Source organism: Microbacterium sp. LWH7-1.2 (assembly GCF_038397755.1).
Classification (GTDB): domain Bacteria; phylum Actinomycetota; class Actinomycetes; order Actinomycetales; family Microbacteriaceae; genus Microbacterium.
Map to the genome: position 1 here is coordinate 4,040,049 of NZ_CP151637.1, position 21,781 is coordinate 4,061,829.

A 21,781-nucleotide genomic window follows, 5' to 3' on the forward strand; every position below is an offset into this window, starting at 1 on the left:
CTGGTATCCTCTTCTAGTTGCCTGCTTGCGGGCAGCACGCCCCGATAGCTCAGTGGCAGAGCACTTCCATGGTAAGGAAGGGGTCGTCAGTTCAATCCTGACTCGGGGCTCGCAGCATCCATTTCGTGACCGTTGGATGTGCGTGGCAGGGTAGCTCAGTTGGTGAGAGCGCACGACTCATAATCGTGAGGTCGCGGGTTCAAGCCCCGCTCCTGCTACCGATCGAACCCCCCTGTAAATCGGGGGTTTTGTCGTTCGTTGGCCAAGTGTCTGAAGCCGTGAATCACAGCCGCGAATCTGCCGCTTGCCCACATCCTGCGCATGCTTGCGCGAGACGAGCACTCCGACCTCCTGATGCAGGGGATCGAGGTCGGGCTCTGGCCAGACCTTGGCGGTGAAGTGTGAGGCCCGCCTCCCGGTCGAGCGCGTCCGACACGGCATTGGGGCCCTCATCGAAGAGATCCGCATAGACGTCGAGGGTCATCGCCGCTGATGCATGCCCCAGCACTCGTTGTACGGGCTTCACGTTTCTGCTGGCCGAGACCGCGAGCTGGCTGCCGTATGGCGAAGATCGGGGGGCGTGACGATCTGGAACGAAGGGTGAATCTCCGTACGGGTGAGACCGAGGGCAGCACTGGTTTGATCCGTCTTGATCTGGCTCTCGTCGGTACACGATGCGGGCCTCGGCGTTCGCGAGCAGTGAAGAGGCGAGCGCGCATGGCGGAACCGGAGTCTGCGACGTTGTCGAGGTCGGACAGTTTGTGGAAGACGAGCATGTTGGCGATGCCGAAGTGGCGTGCCAGGCGCCACTGGGCGTCAATGCGGCGCAGCAGCGAGGGATAGGCCATCAGCCGCCATGCCTCGTCGTGGGACGACATCGGTCAGCGCGAGGTCGATTGCTGTGTGTTCCAGCGGCGTGAGCGAGCGCCCCAGCACCATCCCGTGGTGGCCCAACCTCCCCAACACTTCGGGCAGCGCGCCGCCTGTTCTTGATCCTCGAGATGCTACTGCGGCACCTCAGCCCGCGATGGCCTCGATGCTGAAGCGGGCTCGTAGTTGGGTGCTACCGAGGCTCGACGGCCCGACGCGCAACTCGAACTCGCCGGGCTCGACGTCGCGGCGACCATCGGCGTCGACGATGGTGAACGCCCCGGCCGCCAGCTCGAACTCGAGCTGGGCCTCCTCGCCTGGCGCCAGATCGATCTGTCGAAACGTCTTGAGCTCCTGATCGGCCCAGCTGACCGAGGTCAAGAGGTCGCTCGCGTACACCTGCACGGTCTCGCGCGTCGGCCGCGCGCCAGTGTTCCGTACAGTCACGTAGGCGCGGAGCATGTCGTCCTGCGCCACGCGGTCCTCCGCGATCCACAGGCCGCCGTACTCGACGTTCGTGTACGACAGGCCGTCGCCGAATGCGTAGGCGGGGCGCTGGGTCAAATCGGCGTAGCGGTCGCCGTGCTGCCCGCGGAGCTGGTTATAGTACGTCGGCTGCTGGCCGACGTGCCGGGGGAACGAGATCGGAAGGCGCCCGGACGGCTCGATGAGGCCCAGAAGCAGCTCCGCGATCGCCTGACCGCCGCGCATACCGGGGTTGGCGGCCCACACGACTGCGGCCGCATCGGTCACAGCGGGAGGCAGGACGAGCGGTTTGGAGGCGAGGATCACGACGATGAGCGGAGTGCCCGTCGCGGCGAGAGCTTCGAGCACCGCGCGCTGCGCGCCGACCAGGTTCAGGGTCGCCGTGGAGCGTCCCTCTCCAACGAGCTCGATGCGGTCTCCGACGACCGCGACGACGTAATCCGCGCGACGGGCGTCGGATACAGCGTCCGCGATCATCGCCTCGTCCGGTTGAGCGGGCGTGACGATCGGCGGACGCGGTTGCCCATCGGGGAAGAACTCTCCCTCGGGATCGGGCTGGAGAGCCAGGATGTCGGCTCCGGGCGCGAATGTCACGGTCCAGTCGGCCGGCGTCTGGGTGCGAAGTCCGTCGAGCACGGTTGTGATCATCTGACGGGGTTGCGCGTGGATCCAATCCGCCTGCCCAGATCCGCCGGCCCAGTCGCCCAGCTGCGTCTGCGCGTCGTCGGCGAGGGGGCCGACCACCGCGACGCGCCGGGAACCGGATGCTGCGGCCACCGCCCGCCCGGACTCATCAGCGGTCAGCCCGCCCGCGAGCGGCAGCGTGCCGTCGTTGCGCAGCAGCACCAGCGACCGGCGCGCGACCTCGAGATTCAGGTCGGCGTGCTCGGCGGTCCCGACGACAGCGTCGATGCGCTCGCGGTCGGGGAGGCGGGGATTCTCGAACAGGCCGTACTCGAACTTCAGCCGAAGGATGCGTGCGACGGCCCTGTCGAGGGCGTCCTCGGTCAGGAGTCCCCCCGCGATGGCGTCGAGGGCGCCCTGGAAGGGTCTCACGATGAGTGACGCCGGCCACGTCACCGCGCTCGAGGCGATCGCTCTCGCATCGGCCGTCGCCGCCGGGACGCCCGCACCGGCGCAAGGAACGCATCCCGCCCGGCCGCCCTCCGCGCGCGCATGTGCTCACCGACACCGGACAGCCCGTCTCGACCGTGATCAGCCTGGTCGCTTACGGGCAGGCCGCTCGTCAAGAGCGTGCCCTCGGCATCCACGAACTGAGTTCCTCGTGGCGTAGTCGTATTCCGCCGCGACGCGGGGGAGGGAAAGTGTCAGACGATCTCCCGACCTCGAATTCCAGGTTGCTCGGCTTCCCGACAACCAGCTCACTCGACATCCAGGAAATGCGGCTATCGGCCCGCGCCGTGATTCGAATCGTCTCGTCGTCGAACAGGGTCAACCAAAGCTGTACCCCGATTCTTCGACGATCACTCTGCCGGGTCAGGCGACCCAGGGCGTGCGATCATCAACGCTCCCACGTGCTCGCACCGCTGGATCTCCCCTTCGGACGGGATCAACGTCGGACCGGCGCTCGTCGAAGTGATTTCGATCGGTTCTTCTCTCGTCCCGATCCATGTGCAGTCATGGCCAGACAGCTCGATTTGGCGATTGTCGACGCTCAGTCGCACAGGTGCTTCGGAATGGTTGGCGACGAATCGTCGGCTTCCGCGGAGGACCGTCTCGATGCCCGTGACGGCGTGCTCGAAGGCTGCGGGGATATTGCTGTCGGCGAGCCAAGCGCTGACGAGCTTGTCCACCAGTGCTGTCGACGGTCGGGTGCCGACATACCAAGCTGCCCCGGCGCCGCCGACACCACGTTTGACCGTGATAGCGGGAGAACCCGCCGCGAAGCCGCTCGCAAACGACGACACCACCTCGACCTGCGCGTCGTCAACCCGGATCAGCTCCTGCCAGAAGTCCGACGCGCCCGCGTAGTCGCCCGTGACGTCGAAGGCGGTGCTGTCCGCGACCGGTGCGAACTCCTCCACTCTGACTCCCAGCGCGCTGCGCAGAGCCCCCTCGCCTCCCAGGTACCCTCCGAGCCTGACGTGGAGATTCTCGTCCACGACGCCGCTGAGATAGGTGACCACGAGCGTGCCACCGCGAGCGGGGACAGACGCGAGCGCGTGCACGGCATCGTCAGAAAGTACGTGTGCCGCGGGTGCGACCACGAGCGAGTATGCCGTCGAGTCCGCCTCGGGATGCAGGAAGTCCACCGTGACGCCTCGGCGCAGGAATCCCTCGTAGAACCGCAGAACGGTATCGAGATAGTCGACCGTAGCCGGGGTGCCGTCCTGCTCGATCGCCCGCCACGAATCCCAGTCGAAGCAGAGCGCGACCCTCGCGGGCACTCCTGCGCCGACCAGATCCCCCAGCTCGCGCAGCTCTGCGCCGAGGGCACGCACGCCCCGGTGTACGCGCGTGTCCTCGCCCGCGTGCGGAAGCATCGCGGAATGGAACTTCTCTGCGCCCGCGGCGGACTGACGCCACTGGAAATGGAGGACGCCGTCAGCGCCGCGTGCGACGGCTTGCAGCGAGTTCAGACGGTGCCGACCGTCCGCGAGCGGCACGTTGGGCGGCCGCCAGTTGACGGCGGAAGTCGCCTGCTCCATGAGCAGCCACGACTTTCCGGCGCCCAGCGACCTCATGAGGTCTCGTGTCGCTGCTGACAGCACATAGCTGCGCGGGTCGGCAGGATCCGGGTAGAGGTCGTCGGAGACCACGTCGACGTGCGGCGTCCACGACCAGTAGTCGACGTCCTTGAAGAAGGACATGAAGTTGGTCGTGATCGGGGTGTCCGGGGCGTAGGAGCGGATGATTTCCGCTTCGGCGCGATAGAGCTCGAGCAGCGCGTCGGAACTGAATCGGTCGAAGTCGAGCACCTGCGTCGGGTTGCGGATCATCGGGGCGGCGGAGGGCACACCCACCTCTGCGAAGCTCCGGTATGTCTGCGACCAGAATGCCGTGCCCCATGCTGCGTTCAGCGTGTCGATGTCGCCATAGCGGTTGTGCAGCCAGATGCGAAAAGCCTCCGCCGTCTCCGGGTCATAGCTGCGGGTCACGTGGTTGCCGTACTCGTTGCCGACGTGCCACGCCTCGAGGGCGGGGTGGTCGGCGTACCGGGCGGCGAGCTCGGTCACGAGGCGCAGCGCGTGGTGCCGGTACGCTGCAGAACTCGGGCTGAACTGCTGACGCGACCCGAAGGCGAGCCGCACGCCGTCGATCGTCACAGGCAGAGATTCGGGATGCCGGTGTGCAAGCCAGGCCGGCGGCGATGCCGTGGCGGTCGCCAGGATCACACGGATGCCAGCACGACTCAGACGGTCGAATACATCATCGAGCCAGCCGAAGTCGTACTGGCCAGGCGCCGGTTCGAGCTTCGCCCATGCGAAGACGGCGATGGTCGCCGTGGTGACGTGCGCCTGCTGCATGAGCCGGACGTCCTCGTCCCACACCGTGGTGGGCCATTGCTCCGGGTTGTAGTCGCCGCCGTACCGGATGCGACGAGCGATCTCACTCATCGATCGGTCCGAGGTCGAGCGAGGGGCGGAAGCTCAGCCGCGGCGACCGCGGCGCCTCCTGGGTGAACAGGACGACGGTGTTGCGCCCCGCACGTGTTGCGGGCAGCGGCACGTAGAGCGTCCGCTGCGGGCCGCGGGGCCGGAATCTGCCCAGACCGAACCCATTGATCCAGGCGATTCCCCATCCGATGTCGTCCGCGGCAATTGCCAGATCCCCAGGCTCGTCCAACTCGAAATGGGCGCGGATGAGGCCCGCGCGGAGCGGCAAGGTAGATTCCGGGGAGTCCTCCGCTATCGCCGGCAAGGCCTCCACCGGAACGGGGGCCGCCTCCCAGCCGCGGATCTCCGCTCCGCCGAGCGTGACGGGCCCGATCAGGCCCTTCGGCTCGCCGATTCGCGGCCCGTAGTTGACACGCCCCTCGTCCTCCACCAGGATCTCCAGCCGGCCGCCCCCCCGGGGGACGACGATCGAGCGCTCACCGGCGGAGCGCGAGAGGACGCCCACTGCGGCGCCGTCGAGATACACCCACGCACGGTCGCGCACCTCTGCCAACTGCAGCAGAGTGGGGTCGTCACCGCCCGAGAGGGACGCGCGGTAGCGGAGGAACCCGCCTGACAAGCCGAGGTCGTCCAGCGTCGGCGCACTTTCGAACGCCGACCACTGCCCAGGCAGCACCTCGTCGAGCAGGCCAGCGCCGACCAGGGGCACCGGCTCGGGAACGACGAAATCCGGAATGACGAGACCATCCGAAGGCAGCGACGGAACCGCCTCGTGCCGCGCGATCACCTCGCGGAACCGCCAGAACTTCTTGGTGGGGCGGCCCGCTTCGTCGAGCGGGGCATCGTAGTCGTACGAGGTCACTGTCGGCTGGTAGAGACCTTTGTCATTCGCCCCGTTGGTGAGCCCGAAGTTCGTGCCGCCGTGCAGCATGTAGATGTTCACCGAAGCGCCCGCTTCGAGGAGCTCGTCGAGGCTCCGCGCAGATTCCGCCGCGTCCGTCACGTGATGGAAACCGCCCCAATGGTCGAACCACCCGCACCAGAACTCCGAGCACATGAGCGGACCGCGCGGCTGGTGCGCGCGCAGGGCGGCGAGGCGCTCGGTCACGCGGGAACCGAACGATCCGGTCGCCAACACCTCAGGCAGGCTGCCGCGCTCGAGCATGCCGTCCCGCGGCTGGTCCACCGTCGTGAGCGGAACCGTGATGCCGTTGCATCGGTAGACCTCGGTCAGCGAGCGGAGGTAGTCGGCGTCCTCGCCGTAAGCGCCGTACTCGTTCTCCACTTGGAGCAGGATCACGGGGCCGCCGTTGTCGATCTGCCGCGGGGCTACCACGGCGAGCGCCGCCTCCAGGTACTCGGTGACGGCGGCGAGATAGCGAGGCTCGGAGGAGCGCAGGCCGATTCCAGGGGTTGTGGAAAGCCAGGCTGGAAGGCCGCCTCCGTCCCACTCAGCGCAGATGTAGGGACCGGGCCGGACGATCGCGTGCATTCCTGCCTCACCGACGAGGTCGAGGAATCGTCCCAGGTCGAGACCGCCATCCGTATCGAAGACCCCACGTGTTGGGCTGTGCGCGTTCCACGGGATGTAGGTCTCGATCGTGTTCAACCCCATCAGCCGCCCCATCGCGATTCGGCCGGCCCACTGGTCGGGGTGGATCCGGAAGTAATGGAGGGCGCCGGAGAGGACGCGCAGGGGCTCACCGTCGAGGAGGAACGTCTCGTCGTCGTACGCGAAACGGGAGGCGGTCATGCGTGGATACTCCTTATTAACCGATCAGGGTGCGAGTCGCTCTCGGAGGAACGACCCGCACCCCATCGGGTTCTACTCTCCGACAGTGAAGCCCTGCTCCTGGCCATAGCTGATGTTGGCGTCCTGCCATGCCGTCAGCCCGTCCGCGAGGTCGCCTTGGTCTGCATAGATCGGTCCCATCGCGTCACCGTAGATGCTGTTCGCATAGGCCTGCCACGGCAAGTACTGCCAGCCGGGGAGGACCGACTTGGCCGCCTCGACCAGGACCTGGTTGATCTGCTGGCCGCCGAAGAACCCCGGCTCGGCGTTCAGGAACTCAGACGACTCGAGCTGAGCCGTCGTGGCGGGGAAGCCGCCGGCACCCACGAAGATGTCGATCGACTCGTCGGACGAGTTCAGCCACTTCAGGAAGCCTGCAGCGAGCGCGGGGCTCTTGGACTGCTTCGTGACGGCCATCGTGCTGCCGCCGTTTTCCGCTGTGGCGGGCTCACCGCCGTCGTACGTCGGCATCGGCGCGACGCGCCAGTTGCCGGCGCCGTCCTCCGCGCCGGCCTCCAGGACGCCAGCCATCCAGGCGCCGGCAGGGAGCGTGGCGATCTTGCCGCTGGCGAGGCCCGCGAACCACTCGTCGCTCCAGCCGCCGATGCCGTCGAGCAGACCCTCGTCGACAAGCGTCCCCCACGTCTCGGCGTAACGCTGGGCGCCCTCGTCCTGCAGATCGATGGTGACCTCGTCACCCTCGGTCTGGAAGGCTTTCGAGCCCGCCTGCCAGAGCATTGCGGAGCCGAATCCGCCGTCGAGTCCGGAGTCGTTCGTGATGAAATACTCCGGGTCGGCGGCGTGGAGCTGGCGTGCCGCGTCGATGTACTCGTCCCATGTCGTGGGCACGGTGAGGCCGAACTTGTCGAAGGTGGCTTGGTTGTAGAAAAGAGCCATCGGCCCGGAGTCCTGGGGGAGACCCCAGATGCCGCCCTGACTGATGTTCTGCCACGACGAGGCCGTGTACAGATCCTCAAGGTCCGCGAAGCCGTAGTCGGTGAGATCGATGAATGCGTCGGCGAGCACGAACTGCGGGACCGACATGTATTCAAGCTGGACCACGTCGGGTGCGCCCTTGCCGGCGGCCAGCGCGTTCTGCAGCTTCAGGTTGCTGTCTCCCGCGCCGCCGGAGTTGACGAGATTGACCTTGACCTCCGGGTAGGCCTTCTCGAACGCCGCGACCTGGTCCTCGGATGTCGTGTTCCAGCTCCAGAAGGTGATCTCGCCACCTTCCTTCAACGCGTTCTCGACGGCGTCGGCCCCCTTCTCTCCCGATGACTCAGGCGTGCCGGTGCTGGCGCAAGCGGCGAGGGTGACGCCGACCAGGGCGGCAGCGACGCTCGCGGCGACGCTGCGCACGATCAGACGACGGTTCATGCTGTGTTCCTTTCGTTGGTGGTGATGTATGCCCCGGGCAGGGGATCGAGGTCATCAGCCGAAGCGGTCATGCCTTGACGCTTCCGGCCGCAAGACCGGACTGCCAGTACCGCTGCATGAGCAGGAATGCCCCGACGATCGGAATGATCGTGAGCAGCGCTCCGGTGATGACGAGGTTGTAGATCGGATCGGCGCCGATGCCCTGCCCCTGGACGTTCCAGAGGTTGAGTCCGATCGTCAGAGGGTAGAGTTCCGGGTCGCTGAGCATGATCAGCGGGAGGAAATAGTTGTTCCACGAAGCAACGATGGAGAAGAGTCCCACGGTCGCCACCGCGGGGGCGAGCAGCCGAAGGGAGATGGTGAGGAAGGTGCGGAGTTCTCCTGACCCGTCCACCCGCGCAGCCTCGAGCAGTTCCGTGGGAATCGCGTCTCGTGCGTAGACCCAGATCAGGTAGAGCCCGAACGGGGACACGAGCGATGGGATGATCACGGACCACACCGTGTTCGTGAGGCCCATCTGGCTGAAGAGGAGGAATGTCGGCACGGCAAGGGCTGTTCCCGGGATCGCGATCGCGGCCAGGATGAGGGTGAAGACGCCGCGCTTGCCGGGGAACTCGAACCGCGCCAGACCGTATCCGCCGAGGGTAGCCAGTAGCGTGGCGCCACCTGCACCGGCGATGACGTAGAGGACGGTGTTGCCCAACCATTGAACGAAGATGCCGTTGTCGAAGGTCAGTGTCTGCCAGATGTTGTCGAAAAGGGCGAACGGGCCCGAGAACCATAATCCGAATGACGTGAAGAGTTCCGGTTGCGTCTTGGTGGCGCTGATGATGAGCCACGCCAGTGGCACGAGCGAGTAGAGCACGAAGAAGGCCATGATCACAGTGAGGGTGACCGACTTGCGCGGGGTGGTGGGAAGGCGACGGCGACGCGTCATGGTGTGACTCATTGGATCTCCTGGCGGGTACCGCGAACCTGGACGATGTAGGCGACCACCGCTGTGGCGATGCCCATGATGATGGCCAACGTCGCCGCATAATTGGCCTGCTGCCCGATGAAGCTCAGGTTGTAGGCGTACATGTTCGGGGTGTAGTAGCTCGTGATCACGCCTGGCGCGTTCGGCCGCAGGATGTTCGGTTCGTTGAAGAGCTGGACGCTTCCGATAATCGAGAAGATCGTTGCGATGACGATGGCGCCGCGAAGGGCGGGGAGCTTGATGCTTGTCACGATTCGCCACGACCCCGCGCCGTCGATGGCGGCGGCCTCGTACAGCTCTTCGGGGATGGTTCGCAACGCCGCGTAGAAGATCACCATGTTGTAGCCCAGGAACTCCCACGTGACGATGTTCCCGATGGCGACGAGGATCCATTGCGCTGCGAACGGCGTGATCAGCTCGAAACCGACGAGCGAGTTGATGTTCCCGACCAGCCCGAGACGGCCGGAGTAGAGGAACCCCCACATCAGGACGCTGACGATCCCCGGGACCGCGTACGGCAGAAACATCGTGACGCGGTAGAAGGCTGGTCGCGCGAGACGGCGGGAGTCGATCGCCATGGCGGCGAGGAGCGCCAGCACCAGCATGATCGGCACCTGGATCACCAGGAACGCGCTCACACGTAGGAGGCCCTCGAGGAACTTGGGGTCGGTGAATGCGGCGAGGTAGTTGTCGAAGCCGACGAAGGAATTGCCCCCGATCAGTCGCTGACGGAACAGACTGAGGACGATCGCGTAGACGACCGGTGCGAGGATCGTCACGGCGAACACGCACAGGAAAGGTGCCAGGAATGCCAGCCCAGCCCATCCGTGGCGCGGTCGGCGGCGTGAGGGGTTGGGTGTCAGTGGACGCGCGGTGCGGGCCGCGGGCCGTGCCAAGGTCGACATCGATGTCCAATCCGGATCGTGCAAATGTTTACGTCATCATCTGCGAGGTTCATATTAGGTTGTTGACGTCATCAGTTGTCAAGTTCCCAGCAGAAAAAGGTCCCATGGCTTCGCAGGCTGATCGCGTCCGGTCCGTCTCGATGCGCGACGTCGCAGAGCATGCCGGCGTGTCCGGTCAGACCGTCTCCCGGGTAGCCAACGGCATGGGCAACGTCGCGAAGAAGACACAGGAGCGCGTCGAACAGGCCATGGCAGAGCTCGGCTACCGCCCGAACATCGCCGCCCGAGCCTTGCGATCGGGCGAGTTCCGCTCGATCGCGGTCGTTGCTTTCGACGCTGATTCCTTGGGGAACGTGCGCACGATCAGCGCGATCGGGAACGAGGCGGCTCGACGCAATTACGCCATCGAGCTCATTCAGATCCAATCCGCGGGTGGTGCATCCGGTGCTGCTGACTTCTCCTGGGCCATGCGGCGCCTCTGGCAAGAGGCCGTGGACGGCATCATCCTCATCCTGGAGACGACTGATGCCACAGCGGCAGCCCTACGGATGCCCGACAACGTTCCCGTCGTGATCGTCGACGCAGGCCCGGACCGCCGTTACCCCGCAGTCGACGCCCATCAGGAGCAGGGCGCTCTCCTCGCTGTCGACCACCTGCTTGAGCTCGGGCACCCCACCGTATGGCATGTGGCCGGCCCTGCAATCTCGAATGCGGCGGCGGCACGACGACGTGCGTGGCAGTCGCGCCTCGAGGGGCTGGGGCGAGTAGTGCCCCCGGTCGTTCTCGGCGATTGGACGCCGGAGTCAGGATACCGAGCCGGACTGACGTTGGCCGAGAATCCGGAGGCGACCGCGGTATTCGTCGCCAACGACCAGATGGCATTGGGCGTGCTGCGCGCCTTCCATGAGAAGGGCATTCCGGTCCCTGACAGGGTGAGCATCGTGGGCTTCGACGATATGGCCGAGTCCGCTCAGTTCTGGCCGCCCCTCACGACGGTGCGCCAGCAGTTCGCGCTTGCGGGCGCTACCGCCGTTGCGCTTCTCGTGGACGAGATCGAGGGCCGCGAGGTCGCAGCGGGGATCAGGAGAATAGGCACCGAACTCGTTGTCCGGGACTCCACCCAGCGCTGGAGCCACGACTCGCGCTGATCGAAGGGGCCGCAAACGCCCGTGTGTCGACCGCGTACCAACGATCTCGCCGGATGCGTGTGTTGTCCGCCGGAGTTGTTGACGTGAACAATCCCGGGCCCTACCATCATCCTGTTGACGTCAACAACCTGACGAGTGAGGAAGTTATGACGAAGAAGTCACCTTGGGCCGTTGCCGCGGCGTTGACCGCTGCCCTTCTGCTCGCGCCCTTCATCTCAGCCGCCCCCCCGGCTACCGCCGCAGAGGACGGATCCGTACACGTGTACCGGGACACCCCCGGCGATGTCCGTTCCGATCGGTTCGCGCTCTCGGCGAACGGCACCGACGTGTTCGTGGCGAAGTACGCAAACCGATTCAACAACCGGATGGCCGTCGCCCGATTCGCGTCGGATGACGCCACCCCCGCCCTCACCGTGACGGCGAACGCGCCGATCACCTCGTTCAAGATTTATCCGGAGCGTTACTACCCCAGTTCCGCGGTCACCATCTCCGGCAATACCCTGACCTTCGAGATGTCGGACGCGCTGCGCTACGCGATCGTCGAGGTCAACGGAACCCAGCCCGGCCTCGCCATCGTGAACGACCCCAAGGAGGACCCGGCCCAGATTCCCGACCCGGCGGCAGCGAACGTCGTCAACGTCGCGGACTTCGTCACGGACACCACCGGCGCCACGGATCAGTCGGCCCAGATTGGTGCCGCGATCGACGAGCTCTACTCGAACAGTGCCAAGGACACGCTGTACTTCCCGGATGGGTGGTACACCCACCGCGGTATCGATCTGCACGGCCGCACCAAGCCCGTGACGATCTACACCGAAGAAGGGGCTCTCCTGAAGAACCGCATCCAGCCGACCATGGAGGCGATGGAGCCGACGATCGGCATCTGGGACTCCGCGAACATCACGTTCTCGGGTCGTGGAGTGTACGACGGGAACGGGTTCGCGAATTACGACACCGGCGCGGGCGGATGGCGCCACGATGCCGCGACGTCGCAGCACCAGGGCGGTGTCATGATCGTGCGCTCGCAGAACATCGTCTTCAACGACACCCTCGCCCGCGATGCGAAGCAATGGAACTGGGAAACCCACACCGCGAAGAACGTGACGTTCAACAACATCAAGGGGCTCACGCCGTACGCCAACCCCTGGGTCGACGGGGTCAACCTGGCCAGCGGTCAGAACGTCACCGTCAACGGAGCGCTGACCCTCGGTAACGACGACACGTTCGCCAGCGGCCACTACAACCCCAACGACAAGTTCACGCCCGACCCCGACCGCCTGACGTGGGACACGGCGGACACCTTCGGTATCTCGGTGAAGAACCACCTCGGCTGGACCGTGGGCGCGGGCAACGGCGTCCGGATCGGCGGCGGCGCCGGATATCAGCAGCGCGACTTCACCTTCGAGAACGTCAACTACCTCGGCTTCGCGAACCTGGGCATCACGCACGGGAACTCTACGGAGGTCACGAGCCTGACATTCAAGGACAGTTCCTTCGACACCTCGAAGGTCGGGACGAACTTCGCCCTGTCCGGCAGGGGAAGCGCCACAGCCGATCGTCTTGGCTCGCTCGTCTTCGACAATGTGTGGTTCTCGAACAATCTCCCTTCGAGCGTCTCGAACACGAAGGATCTGCACATCAATGATCTGACGGTGGCCGGAACACCCGTCACGAGGGCGACGCAGATCAAACTCTCGTTGACCAACGTCACCAACGTCGACTTCGACTTCGTGCGGGACGTGGCACCGGTCTTCGGTGCGATCCCGGATTCAGAGGTGCAAGCCGGAACCGAACTCGTCCTCCCGATCCCCGTCAGTGACGGAGACGGAGACACCGTCGTGGTCTCGTCAAGTGCCCTCCCCGCCGGCGCCAGCATCACCGGCAACGTGCTGCGCTGGACGCCGACGGCTGCTCAGGCGGGCCCCCACGTCATCCCTCTCCTGGCTACGGATTCCCGCAGCGCGACGGCCACCGGCTCGGTGCGGGTCACAGTCATCGACCCGAATGCCGAAAGGATCGATATTCCGGTCTCCGCTGACGCGAGCGTGCAGAGCTGGAATACCGAACAGAGCCAGAACTACGGCGACAACGAGCTGCTGCGTCTGCTGAACTTCAACGATGCCACGCTCGGCGGGGTGCTCGGCGAGAAGTACGCGGGCAACCAGTCCAACCGCGACGCCAAGCTCGCACTCCTCTCGTTCGAGCTGGGAGATCTCGCCGAGCGGGTCCGTCAGGGCGAATTGCTCTCGGCCGAACTCACCATGACCTATGCGGGACCTGCGAAGGTCGCCTTGACCGGCAGCAATGCCTTGGTTGCCGCCCGAGCCACCCCTGGATGGATCGAAGGCAACGGCAAGACGACGCCCACGACGCGGACCAACACGGTCGCGGGAGCCGTCACGTGGCTGACGAAGCCGACGATCGACACGTCGGTCAAGGCAACCTCGGCGCCCTTCGACGTCACTTCGGCCAAGGTTGGTAGCGACGGGTCCTACAGCGCGACGCAGAAGCCGGTCGGGGTCAACGCGAAGGTGAACATCCTTCCGCTGCTGAACAACCTCCCGACCAGCACCTCCGTGCTCTCCCTCGCGGTCAACGAGACGAAGAAGCAGGACATCCTCTTCGTGTCGCGCGAAATGGCTGCACGCAACCCGAACGCGGCCGGCATGGCGCCGCGCCTCACGCTGACGTTCAAGGTCACTCCGCCGGTCGATACGGTGGCGCCGGTGGTGTCGGCGAGCACGACCCCGGCGACTGCGGATGGTCAGAATGGATGGTTCGTGTCGCCGGTGTCGGTGAGCGTGTCGGCGTCGGATGAGGGCTCGGGTGTGGCGAGTGTGGAGTATCGGCTGGGTGAGGGGGCGTGGAGTGGGTACTCCTCGCCGGTGTCGATCCCGGAGGGTACAACGACGTTCAGTTATCGTGCGACCGATGAGGCGGGCAATGTGTCGGAGGTCAAGCAGCTGCCGGTGAAGGTCGATGGCGTCGCGCCGGTGACTTCGGCGGTGGTGTCGCCCGGTTCGGGTGTGGTGCTGGCGGGGTCGACGGTTTCGGCGACGTTCGCCGCGTCGGATGAGACCTCGGGTGTCGCCGGCACGGAGTATTCGACCGATGGCGGGGCGACCTGGGTTGCGGCGACGGCGGCGGGTGTGTCGTTCACCGAAGTGGGCGCGCACGTTGTGACGTACCGGTCGGTGGACGCGGCGGGCAATGTCGAGGCGGCCAAGAAGGTCACCCTCACTGTCGTTCAGCCACGGACCTTCACGGGCTTCTACGCCCCGGTGGATATGGCGGGTGTGGTGAACGTGGTCAAGAGCGGTTCGACGGTTCCGTTGAAGTTCGAGTTGTTCTTCGGCGAGGAGGAGCTGACGTCGACGACCGCGATCGAGTCGTTGCGGACGGTGCAGCATTCGTGCGATCCGGCCGCCCCGACCGATGAGGTCGAGACGGTTGTCACGGGTGGTACGTCGTTGGTCTACGACGAGGAGGCGGGGCAGTTCCAGTACAACTGGAAGACCTCGAAGGGCACCACGGGGTGCGTCGACGTGATCGTGCGCAGCACGGACGGGGTCGAGCTGAAAGCCCAGTTCCGTCTGAAGTAGACCGCACCGGCACCGGGCGCGGGCCGGCCGGGACACCACCCCGGCCGGCCCGTCAACCAGCAAGGAGAATGAATAACTGACGCACGAATCGTGCTCGACCCCGCTCCCCTGTCGGACCCTCGACCGGAGGATGCTCGGCTCATTCGTGGAGCACCTCGGACGGTGCGTCTACGACGGGATCTACGAACCGGACATGCCGAAGCGGATGTGCAGGGCTTCCGTCGGGACGTGCTTGACCTGGTGAAGGAGCTCGGCGTGACGTTCGCGCGATACCCCGGAGGCAACTTCGTCCCAGAGGCTACAAGTGGGAGGGCGGCGTCGGTCCTCGAGAGGGTCGGCCGTGTCGCCCCGACGTGGCGTGGCATTCCCACGAGATGAACGAGTTGGGACCGCCACCGCGGGTCACATGAAGTCGGTGCTGCGCAGCGACAAGACCATCGACATTTCCCTCGACGAGTGGAACATCTGGTACGCAGAGTGCTGGGAGAAGCACGAGCGCATCACGGACATCGAGACGTGGCCGATTGCCCGTCGGCTGCTCGAGGACGTGTATTCGGTGACTGACGCCGTCGTCTTCGGCTGCCTGCTGATCTCGCTGCTCAAGCACGCCGACCGCGCGAACCGAGCCGGGCGGCGCGGCATGGCGGCACACCACTTTCGACCACGTCGCGCTCACGGCACGCGGGCCCAAAGGACCGTCCTCCGCCTCGAGATCGAGGCTGGGACGGGGTCGCCACGGCGGTGTACGGCGATGTCCCCGTGATCGACGCCGTCGCGACGCCGATCGTCGACGGCAGTGGGGCGCTGTTGGTCACTGACCGCCATCTGACGAACGTGACAGAGGTGAGCGCTGATCTCGGCCTTCTCGGCGATGTCGTCGTGACGGAATGCCTCACGCCCGGCGACGAGGATCAAGATGCCGCCGATACTCGTGAAGACCCCGATCGCGTCACCACGCACGCCAACGCTACCGCGTCCCTGAAGGACGGCGTGCTCACCGTGACCCTGCCTGTGGTCTCGTGGACGGCGATCTCGCTCACCCGCGTGACCCGCGGCTGAACCGCGCCGCGCACGGCGGATGAGCAGGCTCATCCGGCCGCTCATCCGCCGCAGGGGTTCACCGTGTTCGGGTGAGAGCACCTTGCGTGGCTCAGCCGTGAAGGAAGTCCTGTCGCGGGGCAACGACGGCGTCCTCGAGGAACAGTTTGATGACCGGTCCTCCGGCGAGAGGAGAGCGCGCCGGCAGAGTCACGATTAGTTCAGGAGACGTCTGCTCCCACGCCACGGGGCCGGCGGCCCCGAGCACGCTGACCTCGCGTATGCCGCGGTCGAGCAGGCCGGCGCCTGTGCCGAGGGCGCGGACGCGCGCGACCCCGTCCTCGGGCTCTGCGAGGAGGATCGCGTACAGATAGTCGCCCGTGACGTCGTGTCTCGTGGTGAAGCGGATGTCCGAAGACTCATAGGCGGGGGAGTCGGCGTCCACGAAGGAGCCGACGACCGGCTGTGTCGGACCCTCCTGCGCGACTCGCCAGGGCCGCGTGCCGTAGATCGCCTCGCCATTGCGGACCAGCCAGTCTCCGAGGCCCTCGAGGACCCGCTGCTCGGCATCCGGGATCGTCCCATCAGGCTTGGGGCCGACGTTGAGCAGGAGCAGGCCGTTCTTCGACACCGTGTCTGCGAGCTCGGCGACGAGGGTGTCGACCGTCTTGTACTCGTGGTCCTCGATCCAGCTCCACGACGTCTTCGAGACGGCGGTGTCGTTCTGCCACACAGCCGGTCGGATCCCGCCCATGGTCCCGCGCTCGATGTCGTAAACGGCGCTGCCCTCGGCGAAGGCGTCCCACTTGTAGTTGATCACGACCTCACGCCCCCACTCGACCGCGCGGTTGTAATAGTACGCAGCGAGCATGAGCCGGTACGGCTCGAACGCGGGCTGCTCGAGCCACCAGTCGAACCACAGCACCTGCGGTCGATACTTGTCGACGATCTCCACGGTGCGCAGCAACCAGTCCTCGAGGAAGCGCTCGTTGGGCGCCACCTCTTCACGCTGGGCGGGACCGTAGAAGTCTGCGTAGGCCGGGTCGCGTACGTCCGAGTCGAACCGCGAGCCTCCGTTCATGAAGAACCAGTGCTCCGCCCTGTGCGATGAGGCGCCGGGCACCATCCAAGCCTGGTCGACAGCGTCCGTGAGATCGCCGAAGACATCACGGCGGGGGCCGATCGCCGCGGCGTTCCATCGCGAGCGCTGAGTCTCGTACATCGCGAAGCCGTCGTGATGCTCAGCGACGGGAACGACGAACTGCGCCCCGGCGCGCTTGAACAGGGCCGCCCATTCGTGCGGATCGAAGTCATGCATGGTGAAGTGAGGGATGAAGTCCTTGTACCCGAAGTCGCGGTGCTCGCCGAACGTCTCGCGGTGGTGCGCGAAGTCGGGGGAGGCCTCGAGGTACATGTTGCGCGAGTACCACTCGTTGTGGAACGCGGGTACCGAGTAGACGCCCCAGTGGATGAAGATGCCGAGTTTGGCATCGACGTACCAGCGCGGCGGCTCGTAGTTGCGAAGGGACTCCCAGGTGGCGGAGTATGGGCCCGCTTCGATCACCGCACGTACTTCCGCTAACGCCGCCGAGTTGTCCGACACGTCGACGGGGGCGGGCAACGAGTTCGGGTCGAGCGGCGAGAAGGGTCCGGTCATTTGGAATCTTTCTCCTTGTTATCGTGGAACACTTTGCGGGGTCGCGGGCTGGCTGATCATGTGACGAGGACCGAATAGCGGCCGGGTTCGCCGCGCCAGGTCAGCCGTCGGCGATCCCTGAGGTCGAGCGTCTCCTTCACCACATCCACGAGGCCCTGAGGGCCGATCACGCGCGTCTTGAGGTGCGCGGCGAGTTCGATCGTCGTCTCGATGCCCGGTTGGTGGATCGTGGCCGATTCGAGCGTGTGGTCTGTCCACGTGATCCCGACGGTGTAGCCGCCGCGAGCACGCAGCCCTCGAACGGACCCTGCGGACCAACTCGGAGGCAGGGTCGGCAGAAGGCTGATGGCCCCGTCGTGGCTCTGCAGGAGCAGTTCCGCCATGCCGGCGCTACCACCGAGGTTCCCATCGATCTGGAACACTGGTGCGCGTGCTTCCAGGGGGTGCATATCGAGGAGTGATTCAGAACTGAGCTTTTCAACGAGCCCACGGATCGACTCCTCAGCGAGCGCGGCATCGCCCAAGCGGGCAGCAAGACACAGCGCCCATGCGGTGCTCCAGCCGGTGTGGCCTCCGCCGTTCGCGAGCCGGACCCGCAGCGCCCGTGCAGCAGCCTCGAGTAGCTCTGGATTGCGCCTCCGCGTGATGCGGGAGCCCGGAAACACCCCGTATAGATGGGACACATGACGATGACCGAGCTCCATGGGGATGCGCTCGGAGGCCCATTCGAGCAGGTCGCCGGCCTCGCCGACGAGCGGTGGGCGAACCCGAGCAAGGGCAGTGGCCACCTCGTCGATCAGGCCGGCGTTCGCGTCGCCCGCGATACGGCCCGCCACCAGGTAATTGTTGAATGCCTCGAGGACGAGCTCCTGATCCATTGCGGCGCCGCGGGAGACGGCGTGATAGGCGCCGTCGAGTTCGAAGGCGTGCTCCGGAGATGTCGAGGGGCTGAAGACGAGCCATCCGTCCTCGTCCTCTTCCAACATGTCGAGCGCGAAGCTGATCGCCGCCTCGAATACCGGCACCGCCTTTGCGGCCAGAGATACCGCGTCAGCAGGATCGGCGAAAGCAATGTGCTCGGCAAGATGCGCCGACAGCCAGAGCAGACCCGACGGCCAGTTCGCCCACTCTGGCTTGCCGCTGACGGCGGGCGTGAATCGCCACAGATCAGTGTTGTGATGGACCGTCGAACCGCGCGCGGCATAGACCGTTCGAGCGGTCTGGCGGCCAGCGACAGCAAGGTCGGAGAGCAGGTCCAGCAGCGGGAGATGCAGCTCGGCAAGGCCCGTCACCTCCGCCGGCCAGTAGTTCATCTGCGCGTTGATGTTCGTGGTGTAGTTGCAACTCCAGGATGGGCGGCGGGTGGTGTTCCAGATGCCCTGTAGATTCGCAGGCTGCGTGCCTTCTCGCGAACTCGCGATCAGCAAGTACCGCCCCAGAGCGAAGTAGCTCTCCGCTACAGCGGCGGATTCATTCTTGGACGGGGAGAGATCAAGCTCGACGCGGTCGAAAAGCGCTCTGTGATCAGAGACGTGCTCCCGCAGAAGCTGGTCGGTCGTGTGGTCAAGGGCCGCAGCCACGACAGAGCGCGCCTCCTCCGCGAGCGCCGGAAGGTCAGCCACCGGGCTTCTGCCCCATCCACGGAATCCGGTGACGGCGGAAGCGATCAAGCGTCGGCTCCCGCCCCGCTCCTCGCACGCGATCGCGATCGCCCAGCCCATCCCCGCGGCTACGGTGCCCTCGGGGCCAGGCGTCGATTCGTCGTAGATCAGATCCTGGCCAGCCGCCATCACGTACTCTGGCAGGGCGTGGCTCGGCGCGCGGCCCGTCGCCACCACCCAGCTCGTGCCTCCCACGACCCGCTCGATGACGCTGTGGGGGTGTTGGCTTTCGAACGTCACCGTGCCATCGCCGGCTTCTCCCGTCGCCTCGGCAACCAGGACGCCGTGTGGTGAAGTGACGAATGTGCTCAGCTCGGCTGGACCCGACTCACTCAGATAGCGGACCGCGGCCACGGCCGACGCAAGGTCCAGCTCCCGCGAGTAGGCGGCCGCATCTGCCTGCGCATCACTCAGCGCGGCTCCATACCGCCACGTGATCCGTCCCAGGGGCTGGTACGACTGTGTCCACCCATCGCTTTGGAGGCCAGTGGCGAGCCGGTCCGCGTCGGCGTAGCGGTGATGGCGGATCGCGGCGCGCACGTCCTCGATCGCGGTCGAGGGGGACACCGGGGCGACACCCTGCGGTCCGCCCGACCACAGGGTGTCGACGTTGACGTCGAAAGACTCTGCGACCGTCTGCCCTCCGACGGCTGCTCCGAGTGACCCGTTGCCGAGCAGGAAGCAGTCCAGGAACTGGCGGGCGGGGCTATCGAGCGTGATTCGCTTTGTCATCGGGGTTCCAAGTTCCGGGGGGGGGGGGGGGGGGGGGGGGGGGGGGGAAGCGCTCTGCCGCGGCGCCCCGGCTGATTCTGAAATGCGGAGGCGTCGCAGGGTTCTGCCAGATCTACACGTACCGGGTCGCCTTGACGGCTCTCGAGGCCGGTGAGAATCTGCGGATTCTGAAGCGCAACTTCGCCCTCAAGAGAGTTCGACCTGCCAGTCACCCGCCCAGCGGACACTGCTGGTGAATCGCTCGACGAGTTCGCCCGACTTTCATCGTGTTGCGCCAGCTTTGGGCGCCAGATGTGCTGTTCGGGGACATCTTCGTCTTTCGTGCTCGAGGTGCGTCAGGCTTCGGTCGCAACGCAAATGTTTACGTAATCATCCGATGTTTAGATTATGCTTTGAAGGTCAGCAAGTGTCAAGCTTCCGGAGCGGGAAGTCCACGTGGTGTCCCGGCGCATGACCGCGTCAGATGCCCCCGCTCGTCGCCCTCGACCCCGCACTACTTGAAGCGAATGGTCATCAGACCTAAGCTGGGCGCTCGCCGAAGGGGCCGGTCGATGCTCGGAGGATGAACTCCGTGTCGATCAAGCGTCTTCCAGCTGGGACCTCGCGCCGCTCGATCTGGTCCACGAGCAGCGTCACAGCGGTTGCGCCTGCGATCTCGAAATGCTGGCGTACCGTCGTGAGCGGGGGCCAGAATTGCGCCGACTCGGCCATGTCGTCGAACCCGACGACGCTGACGGCTGCGGGAACGGCGACTCCACGCTCGTGAAACGCGCGAAGCGCGCCGAGCGCCATCTGGTCATTTGCGGCGAAGACCGCGCTCACCCCGCCGCGAGCCACGAGTTCGAGACCGGCCGCGTAGCCCGAATCCGGTGTCCAATCGCCGATCACCGGGTCGGGGATGAGGCGATCAGCGTCCTCGAGGAGAGAACGCCACGCTCTGGCACGTGCAGCCGCGGCGTTCGACTCAGGTGGTCCAGCGATATGCCAGACCGTTGGGTGGCCGAGGGACAGGAGATGGTCGACGGCGAGTCGGGCCCCTTGCTCCTGATTCGCGTCCACCGACGGGTGGTCGAAGGCAGCCCCAGCATCGACGATCACCGCGGGGACCCCCGAGGGCAGCTCGAGCGCGGCAGTGGCGGACTTGCTCGTCTCCAGGATGAGGATGATGCCGTCGACGGCGTCCTGTCCGAGCCTCCGCATAGCCCAGGAGAAGTCGGCGGTGCCCGGTTCGTCGGGGGCGTGTTGTATTGAGATCAGTTCGACCGCGTAGCTCCTCCGCGCGGCTTCGTCGGCGATCGCGCTCACGGTTCGAATGTTGCCGAGGGTCTCGAGTCCGAATGCGACAACGGCGATAGAGCGGAACTCGCCGCTCCGAAGGGCCCTGGCAGCGATGTTCGGACGGTAGCCGAGTTCCTCCATCGCCAGTTCAACACGTCGGCGGGTTCGCTCGGCGACGTTCCCGATGTTGTTGGCGACCCGCGAGACGGTCTGACCGGACACGCCTGCGAGCTCGGCCACGTCGCGCATGGACACTGACCGAGAGCGCTCTGACGGCATCGGCACCCTTTCCAACCGGCTTGCTATCCGTTGACGTGAACAGGGTACCCGTCGGTACGTACATGTGGACTCTCCGTTCGGTTTTCGAAGAACTCCTCTAAGCGGATGAGCGGGCACGGAGCCACTCTGATCAATGCAGCTTGCAGTTCGGATCCTGTGGGCTCTGAATCGGCGCGACACGGGATCGCTGTGCGGCTCGTCCGTCACGCCTTCGATCGGGAAGCCTTCCCAATCGCCTAGATGTTCACTCGATGACGCCACTCATCTCGTCGCCGAACACGAGGGGCGAGACGCGAGCATGACATCTCCGCAAGTCGTCAGATGTATCGTATCGAACCGCCCAGGATGGGCGGGAAGTCAGGCGAACCAGAGGCCTATTGATATGATCTACTCCGTACACCG

At 65.7% G+C, this 21,781-nt stretch carries 12 protein-coding genes, 2 tRNA genes and 3 pseudogenes; 6 read left to right on the forward strand and 11 right to left on the reverse strand.

All coding sequences use genetic code 11. The annotated features are described in order from the left end of the window. Window positions 1–38: 38 nt before the first annotated feature. A tRNA-Thr gene (locus MRBLWH7_RS18710) sits at window positions 39–110 on the forward strand. A 34-nt stretch (window positions 111–144) separates the two neighbouring features. Further along, a tRNA-Met gene (locus tag MRBLWH7_RS18715) sits at window positions 145–218 on the forward strand. 65 nt (window positions 219–283) lie between these two features. Here MRBLWH7_RS18715 and MRBLWH7_RS18720 read toward each other — a convergent pair. From MRBLWH7_RS18720 to MRBLWH7_RS18755, 8 genes and pseudogenes are all read right to left on the reverse strand, one after another. Next, a pseudogene (locus tag MRBLWH7_RS18720) lies at window positions 284–585 on the reverse strand (hypothetical protein); the annotation flags it as partial. Window positions 586–606: 21 nt separating this feature from the next. Further along, window positions 607–869 (reverse strand): annotated as a pseudogene (locus MRBLWH7_RS18725) (ATP-binding protein); the annotation flags it as partial. A gap of 148 nt (window positions 870–1,017) precedes the next feature. After that, window positions 1,018–2,409, reverse strand: a pseudogene (locus tag MRBLWH7_RS18730) (glycoside hydrolase family 3 C-terminal domain-containing protein); the annotation flags it as partial. Between the two features lie 431 nt (window positions 2,410–2,840). Then, the gene (locus tag MRBLWH7_RS18735; protein ID WP_341997249.1) at window positions 2,841–4,934 is read right to left on the reverse strand and encodes a beta-galactosidase; all 2,094 of its coding nucleotides are present in this window, start codon (window positions 4,932–4,934) and stop codon (window positions 2,841–2,843) included. Further along, a complete protein-coding gene (locus MRBLWH7_RS18740; RefSeq protein ID WP_341997250.1) occupies window positions 4,927–6,687 on the reverse strand; it encodes a beta-galactosidase family protein in 1,761 nt (586 codons plus the stop codon). The genes MRBLWH7_RS18735 and MRBLWH7_RS18740 overlap by 8 nt, the downstream gene beginning before the upstream one ends. 72 nt (window positions 6,688–6,759) lie before the next feature. Further along, window positions 6,760–8,103, reverse strand: a complete 1,344-nt coding sequence (locus tag MRBLWH7_RS18745; protein ID WP_341997252.1) for a sugar ABC transporter substrate-binding protein — start codon at window positions 8,101–8,103, stop codon at window positions 6,760–6,762. A 67-nt stretch (window positions 8,104–8,170) separates the two neighbouring features. Then, entirely contained in the window at window positions 8,171–9,052 is an 882-nt protein-coding gene (locus MRBLWH7_RS18750; protein ID WP_341997255.1) for a carbohydrate ABC transporter permease, read from the reverse strand. Further along, window positions 9,049–9,984, reverse strand: coding sequence for a sugar ABC transporter permease (locus tag MRBLWH7_RS18755; RefSeq protein WP_341997257.1), 936 nt, complete (start codon window positions 9,982–9,984; stop codon window positions 9,049–9,051). The genes MRBLWH7_RS18750 and MRBLWH7_RS18755 overlap by 4 nt, the downstream gene beginning before the upstream one ends. 140 nt (window positions 9,985–10,124) lie before the next feature. Between MRBLWH7_RS18755 and MRBLWH7_RS18760 the strand changes: the two genes are divergently transcribed. The 4 genes from MRBLWH7_RS18760 (at window position 10,125) to MRBLWH7_RS18775 (ending at window position 15,793) form a co-directional block, all read left to right on the forward strand. Further along, entirely contained in the window at window positions 10,125–11,132 is a 1,008-nt protein-coding gene (locus MRBLWH7_RS18760) for a LacI family DNA-binding transcriptional regulator (RefSeq protein WP_341997259.1), read from the forward strand. 260 nt (window positions 11,133–11,392) lie between these two features. After that, window positions 11,393–14,734 (forward strand): PxKF domain-containing protein, encoded by a 3,342-nt coding sequence (locus tag MRBLWH7_RS18765; RefSeq protein ID WP_341997261.1) that lies wholly within the window; start codon window positions 11,393–11,395, stop codon window positions 14,732–14,734. 406 nt (window positions 14,735–15,140) lie between these two features. After that, window positions 15,141–15,497, forward strand: a complete 357-nt coding sequence (locus MRBLWH7_RS18770) for an alpha-L-arabinofuranosidase C-terminal domain-containing protein (RefSeq protein ID WP_341997263.1) — start codon at window positions 15,141–15,143, stop codon at window positions 15,495–15,497. Next, window positions 15,494–15,793, forward strand: a complete 300-nt coding sequence (locus MRBLWH7_RS18775; protein WP_341997265.1) for a hypothetical protein — start codon at window positions 15,494–15,496, stop codon at window positions 15,791–15,793. Before MRBLWH7_RS18770 ends, MRBLWH7_RS18775 begins: the two co-directional genes overlap by 4 nt. A 91-nt stretch (window positions 15,794–15,884) precedes the next feature. Here MRBLWH7_RS18775 and MRBLWH7_RS18780 read toward each other — a convergent pair whose 3' ends face one another. From MRBLWH7_RS18780 to MRBLWH7_RS18790, 3 genes are all read right to left on the reverse strand, one after another. Continuing rightward, window positions 15,885–17,429: an alpha-L-fucosidase gene (locus MRBLWH7_RS18780; RefSeq protein ID WP_341997266.1), complete on the reverse strand. Its 1,545-nt coding sequence runs from the start codon at window positions 17,427–17,429 to the stop codon at window positions 15,885–15,887. Window positions 17,430–17,485: 56 nt separating this feature from the next. After that, window positions 17,486–19,822, reverse strand: a complete 2,337-nt coding sequence (locus MRBLWH7_RS18785) for a glycoside hydrolase N-terminal domain-containing protein (protein ID WP_341997268.1) — start codon at window positions 19,820–19,822, stop codon at window positions 17,486–17,488. 519 nt (window positions 19,823–20,341) lie between these two features. Further along, window positions 20,342–21,349: a LacI family DNA-binding transcriptional regulator gene (locus MRBLWH7_RS18790; RefSeq protein WP_341997270.1), complete on the reverse strand. Its 1,008-nt coding sequence runs from the start codon at window positions 21,347–21,349 to the stop codon at window positions 20,342–20,344. Window positions 21,350–21,781: the final 432 nt, after the last annotated feature.

Coding starts and splice junctions, on each gene's coding strand:
- MRBLWH7_RS18735 (WP_341997249.1), bottom strand. CDS start 4,934: ATGAGTGAGATCGCTCGTCGCATCCGGTACGGCGGCGACTACAACCCG.
- MRBLWH7_RS18740 (WP_341997250.1), bottom strand. CDS start 6,687: ATGACCGCCTCCCGTTTCGCGTACGACGACGAGACGTTCCTCCTCGAC.
- MRBLWH7_RS18745 (WP_341997252.1), bottom strand. CDS start 8,103: ATGAACCGTCGTCTGATCGTGCGCAGCGTCGCCGCGAGCGTCGCTGCC.
- MRBLWH7_RS18750 (WP_341997255.1), bottom strand. CDS start 9,052: ATGAGTCACACCATGACGCGTCGCCGTCGCCTTCCCACCACCCCGCGC.
- MRBLWH7_RS18755 (WP_341997257.1), bottom strand. CDS start 9,984: ATGTCGACCTTGGCACGGCCCGCGGCCCGCACCGCGCGTCCACTGACA.
- MRBLWH7_RS18760 (WP_341997259.1), top strand. CDS start 10,125: ATGCGCGACGTCGCAGAGCATGCCGGCGTGTCCGGTCAGACCGTCTCC.
- MRBLWH7_RS18770 (WP_341997263.1), top strand. CDS start 15,141: ATGAAGTCGGTGCTGCGCAGCGACAAGACCATCGACATTTCCCTCGAC.
- MRBLWH7_RS18780 (WP_341997266.1), bottom strand. CDS start 17,429: ATGACCGGACCCTTCTCGCCGCTCGACCCGAACTCGTTGCCCGCCCCC.
- MRBLWH7_RS18785 (WP_341997268.1), bottom strand. CDS start 19,822: ATGACAAAGCGAATCACGCTCGATAGCCCCGCCCGCCAGTTCCTGGAC.
- MRBLWH7_RS18790 (WP_341997270.1), bottom strand. CDS start 21,349: ATGCGCGACGTGGCCGAGCTCGCAGGCGTGTCCGGTCAGACCGTCTCG.